This window comes from Microbacterium sp. AG1240 (assembly GCF_003635115.1).
Lineage (GTDB): Bacteria > Actinomycetota > Actinomycetes > Actinomycetales > Microbacteriaceae > Microbacterium.
Window position 1 is genome coordinate 147,728 of the sequence record NZ_RBXJ01000003.1, and the last position, 18,813, is coordinate 166,540.

Here is an 18,813-nt window from a genome sequence, read left to right on the forward strand (position 1 = left end):
TCGCTCGAACGTTTCGGAGCCTCTCGTGACTTCTCTGCCCCCTCAGCCGCTGAGCCCCCTCGACGGCCGCTATCAGAAGACGGTCGCGCCCCTCGCCGACTACCTCTCGGAGGCCGGCCTGAACCGCGCACGCGTCGAGGTCGAGGTCGAGTGGCTGATCGCGCTGACCGACCGCTCGCTCTTCGGCACCGAGCCGCTGTCGGAGGCCGACAAGACCCGGCTGCGCGCGCTCTACGTCGACTTCGGACAGAACGACATCGACTGGCTCGCCGAGCGCGAGGCCGTCACCCGTCACGACGTGAAGGCCGTCGAGTACCTCGTGCGCGACCGGCTCGCGGCCCTGGGTCTCGACGCCATCGCCGAGCTGACGCACTTCGCCTGCACCAGCGAAGACATCAACTCCGCGTCGTACGCCCTCACGGTGCAGCGCGCGGTCACCCGCGTCTGGCTCCCCAAGCTCTACGCGGTGATCGACACGCTGACGGCGATGGCCGCCGCTCACCGCGACGCGCCGATGCTCGCGCGCACCCACGGCCAGCCGGCCACCCCCACGACGATGGGCAAGGAGATCGGCGTCTTCGCGTGGCGTCTGCGTCGCATCGCGCAGCAGGTCGAAGCATCCGACTACCTGGCGAAGTTCTCGGGCGCGACCGGCACCTGGTCGGCCCACGTGGCCGCCGACCCCGCCGTCGACTGGCCCGAGCTGACCACCGCGTTCATCGAGTCGCTCGGCATCACCGCCAACCCGGTGACGACCCAGATCGAGTCTCACGACTGGCAGGTGGAGCTCTACGACCGCGCACGGCACGCCGGCGGCATCCTCCACAACCTCGCGACCGACGTGTGGACCTACATCTCGCTCGGGTACTTCACCCAGATCCCCGTCGCCGGGGCCACCGGCTCGTCGACCATGCCGCACAAGATCAACCCGATCCGGTTCGAGAACGCCGAGGCGAACCTGGAGATCGCGGGCGGGCTCTTCGCCACGCTCGCGCAGACCCTCGTGACCTCGCGCCTGCAGCGCGACCTCACCGACTCGACCACGCAGCGCAACATCGGCGTCGCGTTCGGCCACTCGCTCCTCGCGCTCGACAACCTCCAGCGCGGCCTCGGCGAGATCTCGCTCGCGCCCGACGTGCTGCTGGCCGACCTCGACGCGAACTGGGAGGTGCTCGCCGAAGCGATCCAGACGGTCGTGCGCGCCGAGATCGCCGCCGGTCGCTCGCAGATCACCGACCCGTACGCGCTGCTGAAGGATCTCACCCGCGGGCGTCGCGTCGGCGCGGCGGATCTCGCGGAGTTCGTTCGCGGCCTCGACATCGGCGACGCCGCGAAGGCCCGCCTGCTCGATCTCACCCCCGCGACCTACACGGGCCTGGCCTCTGCGACCGTCGACCGCCTGTGACGCGCGCCCACTGACCGTGAGACCCGTTCTGCGCGGCGAGACCCCGACATTCTGACCGGGTCTCGCCGCGCAGACGCGGTTTCGCGGTCGGGAGCGGGGGCGAACGGATGCTGCGGCGCGAGCGCGCGCGCTAGGAACGCGGCGCGGGGCCGCCGTCGGCGGGCGAGCCGGGCTGCGCGCCGGGAGTCTCGTCGTCGGGGGGAAGCAGCAGCGGACGGTCGAGGGTCTTGCCGACCTGGGCGGGATCCACCGCTAGCAGCAGCAACGCCACCACGACGAGCACCACGATGAACGTGACACCCGCGGCGATGGCCGCGATGACAAGGGCGCGTTCGATCTGATCGCCCGGCTTCGACTGGAAGAAGCCCATCGACACGAGCGTGACGATGCCGGCGAACAGGGCGCAGACGAAAGCCAGTCCGAGCAGCTGCACGGGCTTCATGAGGTCGCGGCGGGTGGGGCGGTCGGTCACGGGATGCTCCTATCGGCCGGGCTCGGGGCGGGCGCCCGGCGAGGTGAGAACCCCGCGATGCCGAGGAACACCGCGACGATCGCGGCGTATCCGCCGAACACGCCCACCGCGATCGTGATCCCCGTCAGGGTGAACGATCGGCCGGCGTCTTCGATGTAGTAGTCGAGGGCGTACCCGGGCTGCACGAGCAGCAGGGCGAGCCCGAGCACGATGGTCAGCACGCCGATCGTCAGACCGTCGCGCGACGCGGCGCGCGCCGCATCCGCTCGTCCTCGGAAGGCGACGACCGCCTCGACGATGCCGGTGACGAGCGCCCAAGAGATCACGACCGCGAAAAAGGTGGCGGTGCTGCGCCAGGGGCCGATGCTCGCGACGAGCCCGGCGAGCAGCGTGAGCGAAGCCAGCAGCACCGACGGACCCCGCTGTCCGGCGGGGAAGACGAGCCACGCCGCGACGGCGAAGACGATCCCCGTCGCGATCGCGAAACCGCTGAACACCGCGAGTCCTACCGACGCCGAGTGGTCGGGCGAGAAGGTCACCATGATCGCCGCGATCGCCGCGAAGGCGGCGCGGGCGAGCTGAAGATGCCGCACGTCGAGCGTGCGAGCGGATGCGGCAGAGGTCACGGCAGATCCAGGAGAGGCGGAGAGAATAGCCCCAGTCTACGTCTGCGCGCCATCGCGACGTCGGGAGGTCCGTCGACGTCGAAGCGCTACGACCCGATCTCGGCGAACGCGCGCACCGGGAACGTGCCGAATCCTTCGAACGCCGGGGGTGCGGCCGTGAAGCGCGCGCCCCGCTCGGGCACGTGGCCCAGGCGGGTCAGGTGCTCCACCACGTGGATGCCCGCGCCGAGCAGGAGGGTGTGGGCCGGTCGCTCGCCCCCCGACTCGGTGTCGTCGATGTTGAGGGCGTCGATACCGACGAGGGTCGCGCCCTGCTCGATCAGCCAGCTCGTGGCGTCGGCCGCGAGGAAGGGCGACCCGGCGGCATAAGCGGGGGTGCCGAAGAAGCGGTCCCATCCGGTGTGGAGCAGCACCGCGGCGCCGCGCACATCGCGGTCGGCGAGCGCGTCGACCCCGATGCCCCGGTTCTGCGGATCCCATGCGTCTTCGAGGTGGAAGACCTCGGCCCGAAGGCCCACGAGGGTGGCGAGGTCGAGGCCCGCCAGGTCGGGTCCGGACGAATAGCGGTGGTACGGCGAATCGAGATAGGTGCCGGTGTTGCCGATCATCGTCACGATGTCCATGGCGAACTCGGTGCCGGGCGCGTACGTCCCGCGGGAGCCCTCGTGCGTCATGTGCGGCGTGATCACCGGCGCGGGCAGACCGGGGTAGGTCACGAGGCCGGCTCGGATCGGGTGGCTCAGGTCGACGACGCGGCGGGGGTTCTCGGGCACGATGACCACGCTAGGGCCCGGTACCGGCGCGCGATGACGTCGCCTCGGACAGATGCCGACCGATGCCTGCCATCCGCTCGTCTCGCACGGAGGGAGACCGGCGGATGCTGCGGTCAGCGCGGGCGCGGTGCGGGGGGCGGGGGAACGGGCTTGGCCGCGATAATGTCGGCGACCGCGATCCGCTCGACGCCGCGTTTGCCGTCGACGACCACGGTCTCGGCGTCGGCGCTCAGCAGTTCGCCGAGCGCGTCGGTCGCCTGCCCGGTGGGGAGCAGGTAGCGCACCACCACCCGGGCGCCGGGGGCGGGGAGCCTCACCACGAGCCGGGGGCGTAGTCCTTGAGGAAGACGCCGAACAGGTCCTCCCCGGCCTCACCGCGCACGATGGGGTCGTAGACCCGCGCGGCACCGTCGACGAGGTCGAGCGGGGCGTGGAATCCCTCTTCGGCGAGCCGCACCTTCGTCGGGTGGGGGCGCTCGTCGGTGATCCAACCGGTGTCGACGCTCGTCATGAGGATGCCGTCGGTCTCGAACATCTCGCGCGCGCTGGTGCGGGTCAGCATGTTGACGGCGGCCTTGGCCATGTTGGTGTGCGGATGGCCGGGGCCCTTGTAGCCGCGACCGAATACACCCTCCATCGCGCTCACGTTCACGATGTAGGTGCGGGCCGCCGGGCTCGCCGCCATCGAGGCCCGCAGCTTCGAGATCAACAGGAACGGCGCCGTGGTGTTGGCCAGCTGCACCTCGAGCATCTCGAGGGGGTCGACCTCGTCGACGCGCTGCGTCCACGAGTTGACGTCGTGCAGGTCGGGCACGAGGCCGCCGGCGTCGATGGCCGTGCCCGCGGCGAGCCGCTCGAGCGAGCTCGAGCCGGCGGCCATCGCCTGCTCGGTGAGCTCGTCGGCGCGCGAAGCGGCCGCGGCGAGCACGGGGTGCGCGGCGACGGAGCGCTCCAGGGCCTGCGGATGCTGATCGTTGGTGTGCCCGAAGGTGACCAGCTCGGGGAGCGGTCCGTCGGGGAGCGGTGCGAGTTCCGCGTCGACGAGCGGCTGGTACGCGCCGGTCGAGCGACGCACCGTCTGGGTGGCGTTGTTGATGAGGATGTCGAGGGTGCCGGCGGCGGCGACGTCGTCGGCGAGCCCGATCACCTGTGCGGGGTCGCGGAGGTCGATACCGACGATCTTGAGACGGTGGAACCAGTCGCCCGAGTCGGGGAGGCTGCTGAAACGCCGCACCGCATCTCGCGGGAACCGGGTGGTGATGGTGGTGTGCGCGCCGTCGCGCAGCAGCCGCAGGGCGATGTACATGCCGATCTTCGCCCGCCCGCCGGTGAGCAGAGCCCGGCGGCCGGTGAGGTCGGTGCGCGCATCGCGTTTGGTGTGACTCATCGCCGCGCAGTCGGGGCACAGCTGGTGGTAGAACGCGTCGACCAGCGTGTACGGCTGCTTGCAGATGTAGCAGCCGCGCGCCTTCAGCAGCGTTCCCGCGGTCGGGGCGGTCGTCGCGGTGCTGATCGGGATGCCGCGTGTCTCATCGTCGATGCGATCGGGCGCTCCGGTCGCGGTCGCGGCGATCACACTGCGGTCGGCCTCGGCGATCGCCTCGCGGATCTCGCGCCGGCGCTCCTTCTTGACCGCCTTGAACATGTGGGCCGTGGCCCGACGCACCCGGATGAAGTCGGGATGCGTCTGATCGATCCGGGCCATCCTCGCGAGCACATCGAGCGTGACCGCGAGTTCGGCGGGGTCGATTCCGCTCGGCTGGCGGTCGTCGGGGGCATCGGAGGGCACACGAGATTCTACGTTGGGCCGGTCGGGCGCAGCATCCGCAACCACTCGGCCACCTGCGCGCGCACCTCCTCGGCGTCGTAGGTCGATTCATCGGCGTTGTCGGCGCGCAGGACGAACACGGGGATGCCGGCCTTCTCCAGCGCCGCGGTGATGGCCCACCCGCCGCGCGGATCATCGGAGACCAGGTGCACGACACCGTCGACGCCGTGCTGACGGGCCTGCGCGACGTACCAGTCGGATGCTTCGGGCGCGACGTACAGGCGTTCGTGGAAGCCGATGAACCGCGACGCGAGTGCCCGCAACGGCTCGCCGCCGTGTCTCGCATAGCCGTCGGCGGCGATGGACAGGTACATCGACCAGACGAAGACGGCGCCGTAGTGCTCCTCGAAGTGGCGGTAGAAGTCCATGTCGAACCACAGCCCCCGACCGATCCACATCAGGCGCGCGCGTTCGTCGGGCACGACGGCGTAGCCGTCGGCGACCCGCTCGGCGATCTCGTCGTGCAGCGCGCGGGCCGCATCACGCGCCCATTCGGTGCCGCGATGCCACTGCGGCAGCATCACCGCGGGGATCGTGTCGTTCACCCGCACCGGCAGAGGGCGCGCGCTCGCGATCAAATCGCGCGTACGGCGGTTCCACTCGGCCTGCTCGTTGCCGAGCGCGAGCATCTCGCGCAGGCGGTCCTCGTCGTAGGAGCGGCCGCTGATGCGTTCGAGCACCGCGCGCAGCTCGTGCAGCTCCGCCACCATCAGGTCGATCCGGCGCGACCCGACGACGCGCTCCCAGTCGTCGGCGATGAACCGCCACCACTCGTCGACCGGCGCGGTCTGCGCGACGCTCTCAAACGCGAACAGCTCCACGCCGACGACGTCGCGCCACGCCTCGAAGAGCTTGCGGGTGACGTCGCCGGTGTAGTCCGTCGCGACGAGCGCGGGGCGAGGGAGCGACCCCCACCCGGGCACCACGTCGCTGTCGCCGTTGAGCACGTTGCCCATCCCGATGAGGTTGTACGGCTCGGAATCGCGTGGCAGGCCGGCTCGTGCGACGGCGTCGAGCCCCGACTGCGCCGCCCCGCGCGACGCGGCCACCGACGACCACCACTGGTTCACGACGTAGGGCACGTCGAGTGCTCGGAAGAGCTCGTGCGGCACATCCGCATTCACGAGCGCGATGGGGGTGCCGGCCGCCGCCTCCGCGGCGATCCGGGCGAACCACTCCCGCTGGTGACGCAGCGCATCACGCGCGGATCGCAGGCGATCGTCAGACACGGGCCCCACCCTTCTCACCGAGCGCGTCGATCAGGAGCGACCGGTCAACGCCGCCGTACTCCTGGTCGTGCAGCACGATCACGGGAAGGGAGGTGGCAGACCGCACTGCCGCCACCTCCCAGCTTGCAGCGTCGTCGCGACGACGGGCGTACGAGACGATCGCCCGTGCCCCCTGCCGCTCAGCGGCGATCGCGAGTCGCGCGGCCCGCTCGGGGGCGGACCCCCGGTGCGCGGAGTCGCCGTCGCGCCAGTACCTCTCGGCGAGCCCGTCGAGCGACGGCTCGCGCGCACCGATCTCGAGCCCCAGCGATCCGCCCGCGCAATCATCGGCGACGACGCGGGCACCGCAAGCCTCGATCGCCGCGACCACCTCGGGCCCGTACTGCGAGCTGCCGGTGAGGGCCACCGGCACGGAGTCGGGGATGGGGTCGGGCTCGGCCGCGAGAGCGGCGCGCAGGCGCTCCACGGCGACCGCCGCGGGCATCTCGTCGACCGAGGAGCGCCACGCGAAGAAGGTGGCGCCGTCGACCCGGCGACGCATCTCCGCCAGCAGGAGGCGCGCCAGGTCGCGCTCCCGCACCGCGCGGGCGAGGTCTGCCGCCGACGGCGTGCGCCCGGTCCACGCCTGGAGCCGGGCGGCGAGCAGACCGACCTCCTCGCGCGCGTACTCGAGCGAGGACGCCCGCGGCAGGTGCACGATGTCGACGAGATGGATCGGCGGCAGCGCCCGCTCCGGCTTCGTCCTGGCGAGTTCGCGGAGCCCGAAGAAGAGGCGCTGGGTGGCGTCGGAGTCGCTGCACAGCACGATCGCGTCGAGCGGCGCCGCATCCGTCTCGAGCACCCCGGCGAGCACGGCGATCGCCGCGGGATCCATGCCGGTGCCGAGGATCTCCGTCGCCTCCGCGACGTCGGACCCCGGATGCAGCTCGAGCCGACGCACCATCGCCCCGTGCGCCTCGATGAGCTCGATCGGCACGTCGCGACCCACCACCGCGATCACCGGCGTCCGCAGCGCGGCGCTCATACGATCCGCGCAGCGGAGAGGTCGGCGATGTGCTCGGGAGAGTAGCCGAGGAGTCCGGACAGCACGTCGTCGGTGTCGGCGCCGAGCGCGTGCGCCGGACGGTCGAGCCCGACGCGGCTGCGGCTGAAGGTGATGGGCACTCCCGTTCCCCACAGCTCGGTGTCGACGTCGTAGTCCGGATGCTGGATGCGCACCACCTCGCCGCGCTCCTGCACCCGGGGATCGCGCACGGCGTCGGCGAGCGATCGCACCGGCGCGCACGGCACGCCGTGCGCTTCGAAAGCGGCCACGGCCTCCTCGACCGAACGGTGCGACGCCCACTGCGACATCCGCTCGTGCAGGTCGTCGGAGTTGCTGACCCGGTCGTCGCGCAGCGCGAACCTCGGGTCCTGCGCCAGTTCGGGCTCGCCGATCGCGGCGAACACGCCCTTCGCGAAAGCGTCCGTCGGTCCGCACACGGCGAACCAGCCGTCCTCGGCGCGGAAGGTGCCGAACGGCGCGAGCCTCGGCACGTAGTCACCCGTGCGCGTGGGGTAGCCCATCGACTCGAACGCGTCGAACGGCTCGCAGGCCACGAGGGAGGTCATGGCCCCCAGCATCGACACGTCGACGTGCTGCCCGTCGCCGCTGCGATCGGCCTCCATGAGGGCGGCGACCGTGCCGATCACGGCGAACATCGGCGCGGAGAGGTCGGCGATGGGCAGGCCGAACCGCACGGGGCTGTCACCGGGTTCTCCCGCGGTCATCATGATTCCGCTGAGCGCCTGAACGATGGTGTCCATCGCCTTCCCCCCATCGCCGGCGTTCGATCCGAAGCCGGTGATCGAGGTGTAGACCAGGCGGGGATTGGCGGCGCGCACCGACTCGTAGTCGATACCGAGGCGGTGGGTGACGCCGGCGCTGAAGTTCTCGACCAGCACGTCGGCGTGAGCGATGAGGTCGAGCAGCACCGCGCGCCCCTGGTCGGTCTTCAGATCGAGCGAGATGCTCTCTTTGTTGCGTCCGCGCAGCAGCATCGACACCGACATGTCTTCGGCGGTGGTCTTCACCGGCGAGAGGCCGTCGGGTGTCACATACGGCGAGTTCGTGCGCGAGCTGTCCCCGCCGCGGTGGGGGTTCTCGACTTTGATCACGCGCGCGCCGAGGCCCCCCAGCATGAGCGTGGCGTAGGGCCCGGCGAGGGCGGTGGTCAGGTCGATGACGATTCGTCCATCGAGCGGCGCGCCGGTCATGTGGGCTTCTTCCTGTCGGCGGTGGGGAGGGGACGGATATCGGGCGTTCGGGCGAGGGTGCCCCGCAACGGCCGTCGCGAAGCGGCGGCCTCGGCCGCTTCGGCATCGCCGAACCAGCCGCCCTGGAGGGTCTCGGCGAGAGCTTCGAGCACGACCGGCAGGCGCTCGCCGTCGGCAGCGGTGAGGTCGGCGACGGCCCGCGCCTGCATGACGCGCAGTTCGGCGCGCGCGCCGTCCAGCACCTCCCAGCCGGCGTCGGTGAGACGGGCGAGCTTGACGCGCCCGTCCGTGGGGTGGTCGACCGTCTCGATCAACGAACGGGAGACGAGCGTGGACACGACCTGGTGGCTCGACTGGGGAGTCACGAACGCGCGTCGGGCGAGCTGCGCCGACGAGAGCGGGACGCCCTCGGCGAGCACGAGGAGCACGTTGAACTCGGCCAGTGTGATGCCGTGGCGCCAGGCGATGTCGTCTGCGGCGCGGTTCATCGACCGCGAGAGGCGGTTGAGGATGTAGTAGAGCTCGTCGGTGGCGAGGCTCGTGGCGCGAGGGGGCAGCGGCTCGTTCATGGAGCGAACGTATCCGAGACGATTCCATCGGCCGGGACGGCCTCACCGGCGAGCTCGGCGAGGAACAGCGCGACCTCGCGGGCGAGTCTGGACGGACTCTCGCCGGCCATCATGTGCCCCTCGTCCTCCCAGAGCACGGTCTTCGCGCCGCGCACGTTGACCGCGGCGCGCAGGCTCGCCTCGGGACTGATCACCCCGTCGCGGAGTGCGCCGAGGATCAGGACGGGAACGCGGATCGACCGGTAGATCTCGGCGAGCGCCTCGTCGGTGGTCGCCTCGGGGAAGGGCTTGCCCTGGTTGATGCGGGACTCCTCCTCGGACTGCGTCGCGAACCGGTCGACGATCTTCCGGTACATGTGCTCTCGCGCTGCGGCGCGGGCGGGGTCGTCGGTCCAGCCCGCCAGCACCTCGAACTGCGCGCGGACCACCGCCGGGTCCTTCCGCCCCGCGATGACCTTCGCTCGTCCGGCCGACGACGCCGTCCCTCCCGCCCGGTCGTGGGGCGCGGCGACGACGGAGATGAGAGCGGCGAGACGATCCGGGTGCCGGCGCGCGAGGTGCCAGCCGATCCCGCCGCCGTGCGAGACGCCGGTGTAGACGAACCGCTCGATGCCGCGGGCGTCGGCGACACGGCAGACGTCGTCGGCCCAGGTGTCGAGCCAGCCTGCCGCCGGCGCATCGGCCAGGTGGGTCGACCGCCCCCACCCCCGCGCCTGGATCTGCAGCACCGGACGGCGCAGCGGATCGCGGGCGAGGATCTCGGGGTAGCCCCCGGGTTCGAACGACGAGGCGCTCGAGAGGATCGGCATGCCCTCCCCGGGGAACTCGTCGTACCACAGCGACACGTCGTCGATGGGAATCTCGGGCATCAGCCGGCCTTTCTCTGCGTATCGGCACCGGGGGCCGTCGTGACCCTCGCGGCGTTCGGGACGGACTCCAGAAGCGCCCGCGTGTAGTCCTCGCGCGGGGAGGCGAACAGCTGCTCGGTCGCACCGTGCTCCACGATCCGACCGTTGCGCAGCACCACCACCTCGTCGGAGATCTGGCGGACGATCGCCAGGTCGTGCGAGATGAACAGCAGGCTCAACGCGAACTCGTTCTGCAGCGTCGTCAACAGGTTCATCACGTCGGCCTGCACCGACAGGTCCAGGGCGCTGACGGGTTCGTCGCAGACCAGGAACTGCGGGTCGGTCATGAGCGCCCGCGCGATCGCGATGCGTTGCCGCTGCCCACCCGAGAACTGCGCGGGGTACCGGAGGAGGGCGCTCTCGTCGAGTCCGACCTTGCGCACGAGCTCTCGCGACCGCGCGTCGGCATCGGCCGCCGTCATCCCGTGGAAGCGAGCAGGCTCGGTGAGGCTGTAGCCGATGGTGCGCAGCGGGTCGAGCGAACTGTACGGGTCCTGGAAGATGACCTGACGCACCCTTCCGAGCTCGCGGCGGCGGCGCGCCGAGACCCGGTGGACGGGCTGGCCGAGAAGCCGTATCTCGCCCGCGCTGACGGGTACGAGGCCGAGCACGGCCATGCCGATCGTGGTCTTGCCCGATCCAGACTCTCCGACCAGACCCAGCGTCCGGCCGCGTTCGATGGTGAACCCGACGCCCTCGACGGCGGTGGAACGTCTACGGCCCGAGCCGTAGTCGACGCGGATGTCGCGCACCTCGAGCACGGGGGCGGTACCGGTCATGCCTGAGCCTCCTCGACGAGCGCGCCGACGCGTATGCACCGGCTCACCCGGGCCGTTCCTGTCGCAACGAGCGGGATCGGATGCTGGGAGCACTCGGCCGTCGCCATCGGGCAGCGCGCGGCGAAACGGCACCCCGACGGCCATGAGCCGGGCGGCGGGACGATGCCGCCGATCGTCGGGAGGATGTCGCCACGGCGCGCACCGTGCGGATCCGACGCGAGGAGCCCCCGCGTGTAGGGGTGGCGCGGCGATCGGAGGAGGCCCTCCACCGTCGCCTCCTCGACGAGCTGTCCGGCGTACATGACGAGCGTGCGGTCGCAGGTCTCGGCCACGACGCCCCAGTCGTGCGTGACGAGGATGATCGACATGCCGGTCTCGTCGCGGATCGACGCCAGCAGCGTCAGGATCTCGGCCTGCACGGTGACGTCGAGCGCGGTGGTCGGCTCGTCGGCGATGAGCAGGCGCGGCCGTCCTGCGAGCGCCTTCGCAATGACGACGCGCTGCGCCATTCCGCCGGAGATCTGGTGCGGGTAGCTCCGGAAGACCCGCTCGGGATCGGGCAGACGCATCGACGCGAGTAGTTCGACGGCGCGGGCGCGCGCTGCGGCGCGGCCGATCTTCTCGTGCCGCCGCACCACCTCCACGATCTGGAAGCCGACGGTGAAGGACGGGTCGAGGGCCACGAGGGGCTCCTGCGAGATGTACGCGATGCCGCTGCCGCGCACGTTCTTCATCGCGGCCTTGTCGCCGGCGGCGTCGCCGGCGATCTCCTGCCCCTCGAAGACGACGCTGCCGCCGGTCACTCGACCGCCGCGCCCGAGCAGTCCGATCGTCGCGAGGGCCGTGACGGTCTTGCCGCTGCCGGACTCTCCGACGATGCCGAGGATCTCACCCCTGCCGACGTCGAACGACACCCGGTCGACGACGGTGAGCGGCTCGTCCGCGCCGAAGCCGACCGAGAGCTCCCTCACCCGCAGCAGGGCCTCGCGATGCCGCTCCGCGGGGGCATCGTCGTCGGCCGTCCGTGGCGCCTCGACCGCGCGACGGGAGCGAGACGGCACGGGGCGCTGCTGCACCTGCTCGGCCGCGGCGTCGCGCAGGGCGTCGCCGAGCAGACCGAACGCGAGGGTGGCGACGACGATCACTCCGCCGGTCGGGATGAACATCCACGGGAACGATTGGATGGCCGCGGCGGCCTCGGCCACCATGCCGCCCCAGGTGGGGGCGGGCGGCGGCGGGCCGAAAGCGAGGAAGGACAGGCCGGTCTGGATCCCGAGGGCGGCCGCGGCGAACAGCGACGCCTGAACCAGGATCGTGCCTCTCGCCTGCGGCAGCACGTGCCGCAGCAGGATCAGCCACGTCGGCAACCCGGTCACGACCGCGGCCTGCACGAAGGGCGCCTGTCGCTGGGCGAGCACATCACTGCGGAACACGCGGGTGAAGGCCGCCGAGGCGAGGACGCCGACGGTCACCATCGCCGCGAGCATGCTGTTGTTGAAGATCGCGAGCGAGGCGAGGGTGATGAGGATGGTGGGGATCGACATCACGATGTCGATGACCGACAGCACCGCGCGGTCGAACGCCCCGCGCAGATAAGCGGCGAGGATCCCCACGGGCACGGCGATGACCAGCATGACGAGCAGTGCCTCGGCCACGCCCACCAGTGACTCGCGACCGCCGAACATCACCCGGGTGAGCAGGTCGCGCCCGAGCAGATCGGTGCCGAGCCAGTGCGCCGCCGAGGGGCCCTGACGGGCGACCGACGGGTCCTGCGCGAGCGGGTCGTAAGGGGAAAGCCAGGGCGCGAACACGGCGGCGAAGACGAGGAGCGCGATGATCGCCGCCGACGCGACGCCGAGCGGCTTACGAACCAGGGCGCGCGTCAGCGACGCGGAACGCGGGCGGGAGGTGGAGGTCTTCATCGGCTCTGACGCACCTTCGGGTTGAGGGAGACGTACGCGACGTCGACCACGAGGTTGATGAGGATGACGATGGCCGTGAACGCGACGCCCACTCCCAGGATCACCGGCAGGTCTTGTCGCGTCGCCGCCGAGGTGACGAGGCTTCCCAGCCCGGGGAGCACGAACACGTTCTCGATGAAGACCGCCCCGCTGAGAGCGCCGACGGCCATCAGCCCGATGAGCGTCGTCGTCGGGATCGAGGCGTTCCTCAACACGTGCAGCAGCACGATCCGCGTCTCGGATACCCCCGTCGACCGCAGCACGCGAACGTAGTCGCGCTCGAGCTCTTTTCGAGCCGAGTCACGCATCTGCTTGGCGATCACCGTGATCCCGCTCAGCGATAGGGCCGCCACGGGGAGCACCAACGAGTTGAGCCATGGCCCGACCCCCGCAGCCGGCGGCACGTAACCGGTCGCGGGGAAGAGGCGGAGGCCGACCGCGAAGACGGCCACCAGCACGATCGCGATCCAGAAGCTGGGCAGCGCGAAGCCCACGAGCGAGATCGCGTCGATCGAGCGACCGACCCACCCCTCGCGCAGGGCGCTCGCGAGCCCGACCACGATGCCGAGCACCGCGATGGCCACCGTCGAGCCCACCATCAGCGAGAACGTGACGCCCATGCGCGCCCAGACGAGCTTCGTCACCGGTTCGCCGCTGTAGATCGAGGTGCCCAGGTCGCCGCGGAACAGCCCGACGACCCAGTTCGCGTACTGGATCCACAGCGGCTGGTCGAGACCGAGCTGCTGGCGCAGATACTCGACCGCCTGCGGTGTCGCGTTCTCCCCCAGGATCGTCTGGGCCGCATCTCCGGGAACCAGCGACATCAGCACGAAGATCGTCAGCGTCGAGACGAAGATCAGCACGATCGACATCAGCACGCGACGGATCACCATCATCGTCATGTCAGCTCCTTTCGATGCGGCCCGTGGCCTCAGGAGGCCGGAGCCCACGCCAGATCGGCGTCGGGCGCGACGGGAACGGGGTTGGGGTTGAGCGCCGAGACCCGCACGTTCGTCACGTCGGGCGAGACGTAGTAGACGTTGTTCGTCGCGACGAGCGGCAGGAACCAGGCGAGCTCGTTCGAGCGCTCGGTCACCTGCTCCTCGAGCGCCGTCTTCTCATCACCGGTGGCCACGATCGCCTGGCCGACGAGGTCGTCCAGCTCGGAGTCGGTCACCCCGAACGCGTTCATGAAGCCGGGCACGGTGAACGTCTGGGCGTAGTCCGATGCGGTGTCACCGGTGATCGGCCAGATGATCGCTCCGTACTGCTTGCTCCCGGCCTTCTGGATGAAGTCGGGGACGGCGCTGGCGACCTCGAGGGTGACCTCGACGCCGATCTCGCCGAGGTGGGAGATCGCGGTCTGGGTGATCAGCGACTGGTTGTCGAGCGGCGTCTGCGACAGCAGGGTCATCGAGAAGCCGTCGGGGTACCCGGATTCCGCCATGAGCGACTTCGCCTCGGCGAGGTCGTAGTCGAGCCCCGCGTCGTCGATGTGCCCGACCTCGCCATCGGTGGTCAGCTGGTCGATCGCGACGGCGAACTCGTCCCCGCCGCGCGCCGAGACGATCGCGTCGCGGTCGATCGCGTGCCCCATGGCCTGGCGGACCTTCTCGTCGGCGAGCGCCGGTACGACGCTCCCCTCTCGATCGAGCACGATGAGCCCGTAGTTGAAGTAGGGCGCCGAGACGACCGACAGCCCCGCCGATTCCGCGGTCGCGACCGTGTCGGCCGAACCCCCGGCGTAGTCCACCTGCCCGGTGGTGGCGGCGGAGATGACCGCGTTCGGGTCGGCGATGATCTGCACCGAGATCTGCTCGTACTTCTGCGCGTCGGGGTTCCAGTACCCGTCCCACCTGTCGTAGACGTAGTTCGACTCCGCGACGGAGGTGTCGGGGTTGTACCGGTACTGACCGGTGCCGTCCATCGTGGTGAGCAGCGACTCGGGGTTGGCGACGCCTTCGGGACCGATGATGAGCCCCAGCTGGAACATCTGGGTGAGCTTCGTCGGGGCGGCGGGGTACGACGAGGAGTAGGTGACGAGCAGTGTGTCGGCGTCCTCGGCCACGATGGTGTCGATCGGGCCGACGGTGGCGACCTGGCCGCCCCCGGCGCCCATGAAGTAGTTCATCGAGTCCGCCGCGGCCTGGGCGTCGAGCTCGGCGCCGTCCTGGAAGGTGACGCCGTCGCGGATCGTGAGTTCGAGCTGCGTGCTGTCGGCGTCGCGGAACTCCCACTCGGTCGCGAGCCCGGGGACGAGCTCGCCGTCCCCGCTCAGGTAGATGAGCGGGTCGTAGGCGAGTGCCGTGAACACGACGCTTCCTCCGCCGCCGGCGAGCGCGGGGTTCAGGCTGATGGGCACACCCGTGAACTGCAGGGCGAGGTTGTCGCCTCGTCCGCCCTCGACCGGGTCGGACGAGGCGGCGCATCCGGAGAGCGCAAGGGCGGCGGTCGCGGCGACGGCGAGCGCCGCGGCGGCAAGGGGGCGTCTGTGGGACATTCATTGCTCCTTCGCAAGATGTGGGGTCTCGTCGGCGACACCCCCGATTCGGGAACTTATCAAGTAAACTGATGATTGACAACAACTTCGGAGGCTTCACCGATGAACTCCTCTCCCGCCCTTCTCTCGCCCGTCGATGGGCGCGGTCGCCCGTACGGCACCGCGCACGACGCCGAGCGCGACCTCGGCATCGACCTCTCCCCGCATGCCTTCGTGGAGGAGGAGTACTTCCTCTCGGGGACGGCCGGCACCTGGGACTCCGCCGAGCCCGGCTCGCCGGAGCGGGGGCGATCGGCGCTGGCGTACCGCACGCGGGTGCTCGTGCGGCGTCCCGCCCGCGCCGTTCTCGCCTCGGGTACGACGCACGTGGAGCCGCTGCATCCTCACCTCGACGCCGGACTCTCCTGGAGCGCCCTCGCCCCGCACTTCCTCCGTCGAGGGGACGCCTGGGTCGGGGTCACGGTCTTCCCGCAGGTGGCGGGACTGATGCGCGAGCGGATCGATCCCGCGAGGTACGGGTCGCTGATCGTCCCGGGGGGCGGAACCGAGTGGGACGTCTTCTCCGATGCCTTGACCGCCATCCGCCGGGGTGACATCCCCGGGCTCGTCGCGTCGCGGGTCGTGATCTCGGGCTGGTCCGCGACGGGGAGCTTCTGCCGCGTCTTCGCGCGCGAGGGGTTCGCCACGGCCCGCGGCGGGCTCGCCGATGCCGTGGCGATCTTCATATCCTCCGGCGGCGCGGGGAGCGCCGGGTATCCGGCCCTGTCTTCCGCCAGCACGCCCATCGCGACCGACGACCCCCGCCGGACCATCCGAGACGTCGGCCTGCCGACGTTCGAGATCCTCAGCGAGACCGAATCCGAGACGCACCGCCGTCAGCTCCGCGACGACTCCGATGACCCCGGCGACACGTACCGGCTGTATCAGATCGCGGGCTCGGCGCACATCGAGGACTGGCCCTCGGCGGCGCCGACGCACGAGCCCGCGCTGCGGGCCTCGGGGGTCGACCTGCCGCCGATCGCCGTGCGGGAGAAACGCACCGACGCCCGCACCGACCTCGTCGCCCGTGCGCTCGTCGACCGGCTCGTCGAGACGCTCGACGGGCGCACCCCGCCCCGCGGCCCCCGTTTCGCGTACGCCGAGGGCGACGTCCCCGAGAGACGGATGCTGCGCCGCGATCCCGACGGCAACGTCGCGGGCGGCATCCGTCCGCCGTGGATCACGGCCCCCCTCGCCGCGTACTCCCCCCACGGCACTCCGGCGGAGGCGGCGAGCGCCGGCCCGGACTGGACGCCGCTGGCCGATCCCGACCTCGCGGCGGGGCTGGTGGGAACGATGACCGCGTTCCCGTCTTCGGAGGTCGAGCGACGGTATGCGTCCGAGCAGGACTACCGCGCGCGCTTCACGGCCGCCACCCGCGACCTCGTCACCGCCGGATTCCTGCTGGCGGAGGACGCCGCCGAACTGGACTCCTCCGCGGCGCCCCGGTGGGCGGACGCGACCGGCTGCGAGCCCGGCGATGCCTGAGCGGCCGCTCGTCGTCCGCGCCGTCGGCGACCTCATCGTCGATCAACCGCAGCCGTCCCGCTTCTTCGCGCCCGCCGCCCCCGCGCTGCGCACCGCCGACCTCGCGATCGGCCACGTCGAGGTGCCGCACAGCACGACCGACGAGGTCACCAGCACCGACGTGCCCGCACCCCCCGCCGATCCCGCGCACCTGCGCGCCGTCGCCGAGGCCGGGTTCGGCGTCGTCACGCTCGCCGGCAACCACATCTCCGACAGCGGCGCGACGGGGGTCTCCGACACGATCGACGCTGCCCGGTCTTTCGGGATGCTCACCGCCGGCGCCGGCGCCGATCTCGACGAGGCGCGGCGGCCCGCCATCGTGCAGCGCTCCGACCGGAGTGTCGGGGTGGTGAGCTACAACTGCGTCGGACCCCGCGAGTCGTGGGCCACCAGTGGCAAAGCGGGCTGCGCCTACGTCGATGTGCTCACGCACTACGAGATGCGCAATGCGAACCCGGGCGGCCCGCCCCGCATCCGTACCTTCTGCGAGCCGACGTCGCTGCGCGCGTTCCGCGACGAGATCGCCGAGGCGGCCTCCCGGGTCGACGTGCTGGTCGTGGCCCTCCACAAGGGCCTCGTCCACACCCCGGCGGTGCTCGCCGACTACGAGCGTGAGGTCTCCCGGGCGGCGATCGACGCCGGTGCGGATGCCGTCATCGGCCATCACGCACACATCCTGCGAGGGGTGGAGATCTACCGCGAACGACCGATCTTCCATGGGCTCGGCAACTTCGTAACCGTCACCGACGCACTGACCCCGAATCACGGGTCGTCGGCCGAGGCGTCGGAGTGGGCGTCCCGGCGCAGGGAGCTCTTCGGTTTCGTCCCCGACCCGGCCATGCCGACGTATCCCTTCCACCCCGACAGCCGGAACACGATGATCGCGCAGATCGAATTCGGTGACGGGCCTCCGGCAGCATCCTTCATCCCGTGCTGGATCGACGACGACGCGCGCCCCGTGCCCCACGGCGCAGACGATCGTGGCCGTGCGGTGGTGGATTACGTGCGGACGATCTCGGCGCGCGCCGGCCTGCCGACCCGATACGAGTGGGACGGCGACGTGGTGCGGGTCTCCCGGGCGGGGTGATGGCAGGAATTCAGCCCCGCGCGGAACGGCACGATATGTCTGTCGACCGTGGTCGCGTCGCCCTTCTCCTGCACCGGGAGTGCCCAGGTCTGCTCGATAGCCTGGGGGCGACCCGATGGCGGGCGCGGACGAGGGAGCAGTACCCGCTGAGCGACAAGACTGACTCGGAAGGTTCGTCATGTCGTGGATCATTCTGGTCGCCTCCGGTGTTCTCGAGGCGGTGTGGGCGTCGGCGCTGGCCGCGTCCAAGGGCTTCCGTCGGCCCCGGCCGACGATCGTGTTCGTCGTCGCACTCGTCATCAGCATGGTGGGGCTCGCGTTCGCCATGAACGACCTGCCCACCGGCACCGCCTACGCCGTCTGGGTCGGCATCGGAGCCAGTCTCACCGTGCTCTGGGCCATCGTGACCGGGAAGGAGCGCGCCTCGACCGCGCGCATCCTGCTCATCCTCCTACTGGTGGCGTCGGTCATCGGCCTGAAGGCGGTGAGCTGACATGGCGTGGGTGATCCTCATCGCCAGCGCCGTCCTCGAAGCCGTGTGGGCCACGGCCCTCGGCCGATCAGACGGCTTCACGCAGCCGATCCCGACGATCGTGTTCGTCGTCGCGCTCATCGCCAGCATGATCGGGCTCGCGAAAGCCTCGCAGCGCATCCCCATCGGCACCGCCTACGCCGTGTGGGTCGGTATCGGTGCGGTACTCACCGTGGGGTGGGCGACCGTCACCGGCGACGAAGCACTCTCGTGGGGTCGGGCGATCTTCATCGCGGGTATCGTCGTCGCCGTCGTCGGGCTCAAACTCGTCCCCGCGCGACGCGGTGACGACGAGGAGCAGCCGCGCGCCTGACGCTGCGCG

19 protein-coding genes and 1 riboswitch are annotated in these 18,813 nt (G+C 70.9%); of the genes, 5 read left to right on the plus strand and 14 right to left on the minus strand.

Annotation, left to right across the window (positions count from 1 at the left end; translation table 11 throughout):
• Positions 1-25 precede the first annotated feature (25 nt).
• Positions 26-1,405, plus strand: coding sequence for an adenylosuccinate lyase (gene purB / locus DEU34_RS12820; RefSeq protein ID WP_121150867.1), 1,380 nt, complete (start codon positions 26-28; stop codon positions 1,403-1,405).
• A gap of 130 nt (positions 1,406-1,535) precedes the next feature.
• Here purB and DEU34_RS12825 read toward each other — a convergent pair whose 3' ends face one another.
• The 14 genes from DEU34_RS12825 to DEU34_RS12890 form a co-directional block, all read right to left on the minus strand.
• Positions 1,536-1,877, minus strand: coding sequence for an amino acid transporter (locus DEU34_RS12825; protein ID WP_259460159.1), 342 nt, complete (start codon positions 1,875-1,877; stop codon positions 1,536-1,538).
• On the minus strand, positions 1,874-2,503 hold the full coding sequence (locus DEU34_RS12830; RefSeq protein ID WP_121150869.1) for an acyl-CoA synthetase: 630 nt from the start codon (positions 2,501-2,503) through the stop codon (positions 1,874-1,876). The genes DEU34_RS12825 and DEU34_RS12830 overlap by 4 nt, the downstream gene beginning before the upstream one ends.
• 86 nt (positions 2,504-2,589) lie before the next feature.
• Positions 2,590-3,276 carry a cyclase family protein gene (locus DEU34_RS12835; RefSeq protein WP_259460160.1) on the minus strand — a complete coding sequence of 229 codons (687 nt, stop codon included), beginning with the start codon at positions 3,274-3,276 and terminating at the stop codon, positions 2,590-2,592.
• A 113-nt stretch (positions 3,277-3,389) separates the two neighbouring features.
• Positions 3,390-3,596, minus strand: coding sequence for a hypothetical protein (locus DEU34_RS12840; protein WP_183042511.1), 207 nt, complete (start codon positions 3,594-3,596; stop codon positions 3,390-3,392).
• Positions 3,590-5,065 carry an SDR family oxidoreductase gene (locus DEU34_RS12845; RefSeq protein WP_121150871.1) on the minus strand — a complete coding sequence of 492 codons (1,476 nt, stop codon included), beginning with the start codon at positions 5,063-5,065 and terminating at the stop codon, positions 3,590-3,592. The genes DEU34_RS12840 and DEU34_RS12845 overlap by 7 nt, the downstream gene beginning before the upstream one ends.
• An 8-nt stretch (positions 5,066-5,073) precedes the next feature.
• Positions 5,074-6,333, minus strand: a complete 1,260-nt coding sequence (locus tag DEU34_RS12850) for a 2-hydroxyacyl-CoA dehydratase family protein (protein ID WP_121151571.1) — start codon at positions 6,331-6,333, stop codon at positions 5,074-5,076.
• The gene (locus DEU34_RS12855) at positions 6,326-7,357 is read right to left on the minus strand and encodes a 2-hydroxyacyl-CoA dehydratase family protein (protein ID WP_121150873.1); all 1,032 of its coding nucleotides are present in this window, start codon (positions 7,355-7,357) and stop codon (positions 6,326-6,328) included. The genes DEU34_RS12850 and DEU34_RS12855 overlap by 8 nt, the downstream gene beginning before the upstream one ends.
• Positions 7,354-8,589, minus strand: a complete 1,236-nt coding sequence (locus DEU34_RS12860; protein ID WP_121150875.1) for a CaiB/BaiF CoA-transferase family protein — start codon at positions 8,587-8,589, stop codon at positions 7,354-7,356. The genes DEU34_RS12855 and DEU34_RS12860 overlap by 4 nt, the downstream gene beginning before the upstream one ends.
• A complete protein-coding gene (locus tag DEU34_RS12865; protein ID WP_121150877.1) occupies positions 8,586-9,158 on the minus strand; it encodes a MarR family winged helix-turn-helix transcriptional regulator in 573 nt (190 codons plus the stop codon). Before DEU34_RS12865 ends, DEU34_RS12860 begins: the two co-directional genes overlap by 4 nt.
• Positions 9,155-10,027: an alpha/beta fold hydrolase gene (locus DEU34_RS12870; RefSeq protein ID WP_121150879.1), complete on the minus strand. Its 873-nt coding sequence runs from the start codon at positions 10,025-10,027 to the stop codon at positions 9,155-9,157. Before DEU34_RS12870 ends, DEU34_RS12865 begins: the two co-directional genes overlap by 4 nt.
• Entirely contained in the window at positions 10,027-10,845 is an 819-nt protein-coding gene (locus DEU34_RS12875; protein WP_183042479.1) for an ABC transporter ATP-binding protein, read from the minus strand. The genes DEU34_RS12870 and DEU34_RS12875 overlap by 1 nt, the downstream gene beginning before the upstream one ends.
• Positions 10,842-12,767 (minus strand): dipeptide/oligopeptide/nickel ABC transporter permease/ATP-binding protein, encoded by a 1,926-nt coding sequence (locus DEU34_RS12880; RefSeq protein ID WP_121150883.1) that lies wholly within the window; start codon positions 12,765-12,767, stop codon positions 10,842-10,844. The genes DEU34_RS12875 and DEU34_RS12880 overlap by 4 nt, the downstream gene beginning before the upstream one ends.
• Positions 12,764-13,708, minus strand: a complete 945-nt coding sequence (locus tag DEU34_RS12885) for an ABC transporter permease (RefSeq protein ID WP_121150885.1) — start codon at positions 13,706-13,708, stop codon at positions 12,764-12,766. The genes DEU34_RS12880 and DEU34_RS12885 overlap by 4 nt, the downstream gene beginning before the upstream one ends.
• Positions 13,709-13,737: 29 nt before the next feature.
• Positions 13,738-15,306, minus strand: coding sequence for an ABC transporter substrate-binding protein (locus tag DEU34_RS12890; protein ID WP_121150887.1), 1,569 nt, complete (start codon positions 15,304-15,306; stop codon positions 13,738-13,740).
• Between the two features lie 102 nt (positions 15,307-15,408).
• On the opposite strand from DEU34_RS12890, the gene DEU34_RS12895 reads away from it, so the two are divergent.
• The 4 genes from DEU34_RS12895 (at position 15,409) to DEU34_RS12910 (ending at position 18,804) form a co-directional block, all read left to right on the plus strand.
• Positions 15,409-16,833 (plus strand): alpha/beta hydrolase domain-containing protein, encoded by a 1,425-nt coding sequence (locus DEU34_RS12895; protein WP_121150889.1) that lies wholly within the window; start codon positions 15,409-15,411, stop codon positions 16,831-16,833.
• Complete coding sequence (locus tag DEU34_RS12900) at positions 16,826-17,959, plus strand: CapA family protein (protein ID WP_121150891.1); 1,134 nt, start codon at positions 16,826-16,828, stop codon at positions 17,957-17,959. The genes DEU34_RS12895 and DEU34_RS12900 overlap by 8 nt, the downstream gene beginning before the upstream one ends.
• Positions 17,960-18,065: 106 nt before the next feature.
• Positions 18,066-18,128, plus strand: a riboswitch (guanidine-III (ykkC-III) riboswitch).
• Positions 18,129-18,137: 9 nt separating this feature from the next.
• On the plus strand, positions 18,138-18,452 hold the full coding sequence (locus DEU34_RS12905) for a multidrug efflux SMR transporter (RefSeq protein WP_121150893.1): 315 nt from the start codon (positions 18,138-18,140) through the stop codon (positions 18,450-18,452).
• A 1-nt stretch (position 18,453) separates the two neighbouring features.
• On the plus strand, positions 18,454-18,804 hold the full coding sequence (locus DEU34_RS12910) for a multidrug efflux SMR transporter (protein WP_121150894.1): 351 nt from the start codon (positions 18,454-18,456) through the stop codon (positions 18,802-18,804).
• Positions 18,805-18,813: the final 9 nt, after the last annotated feature.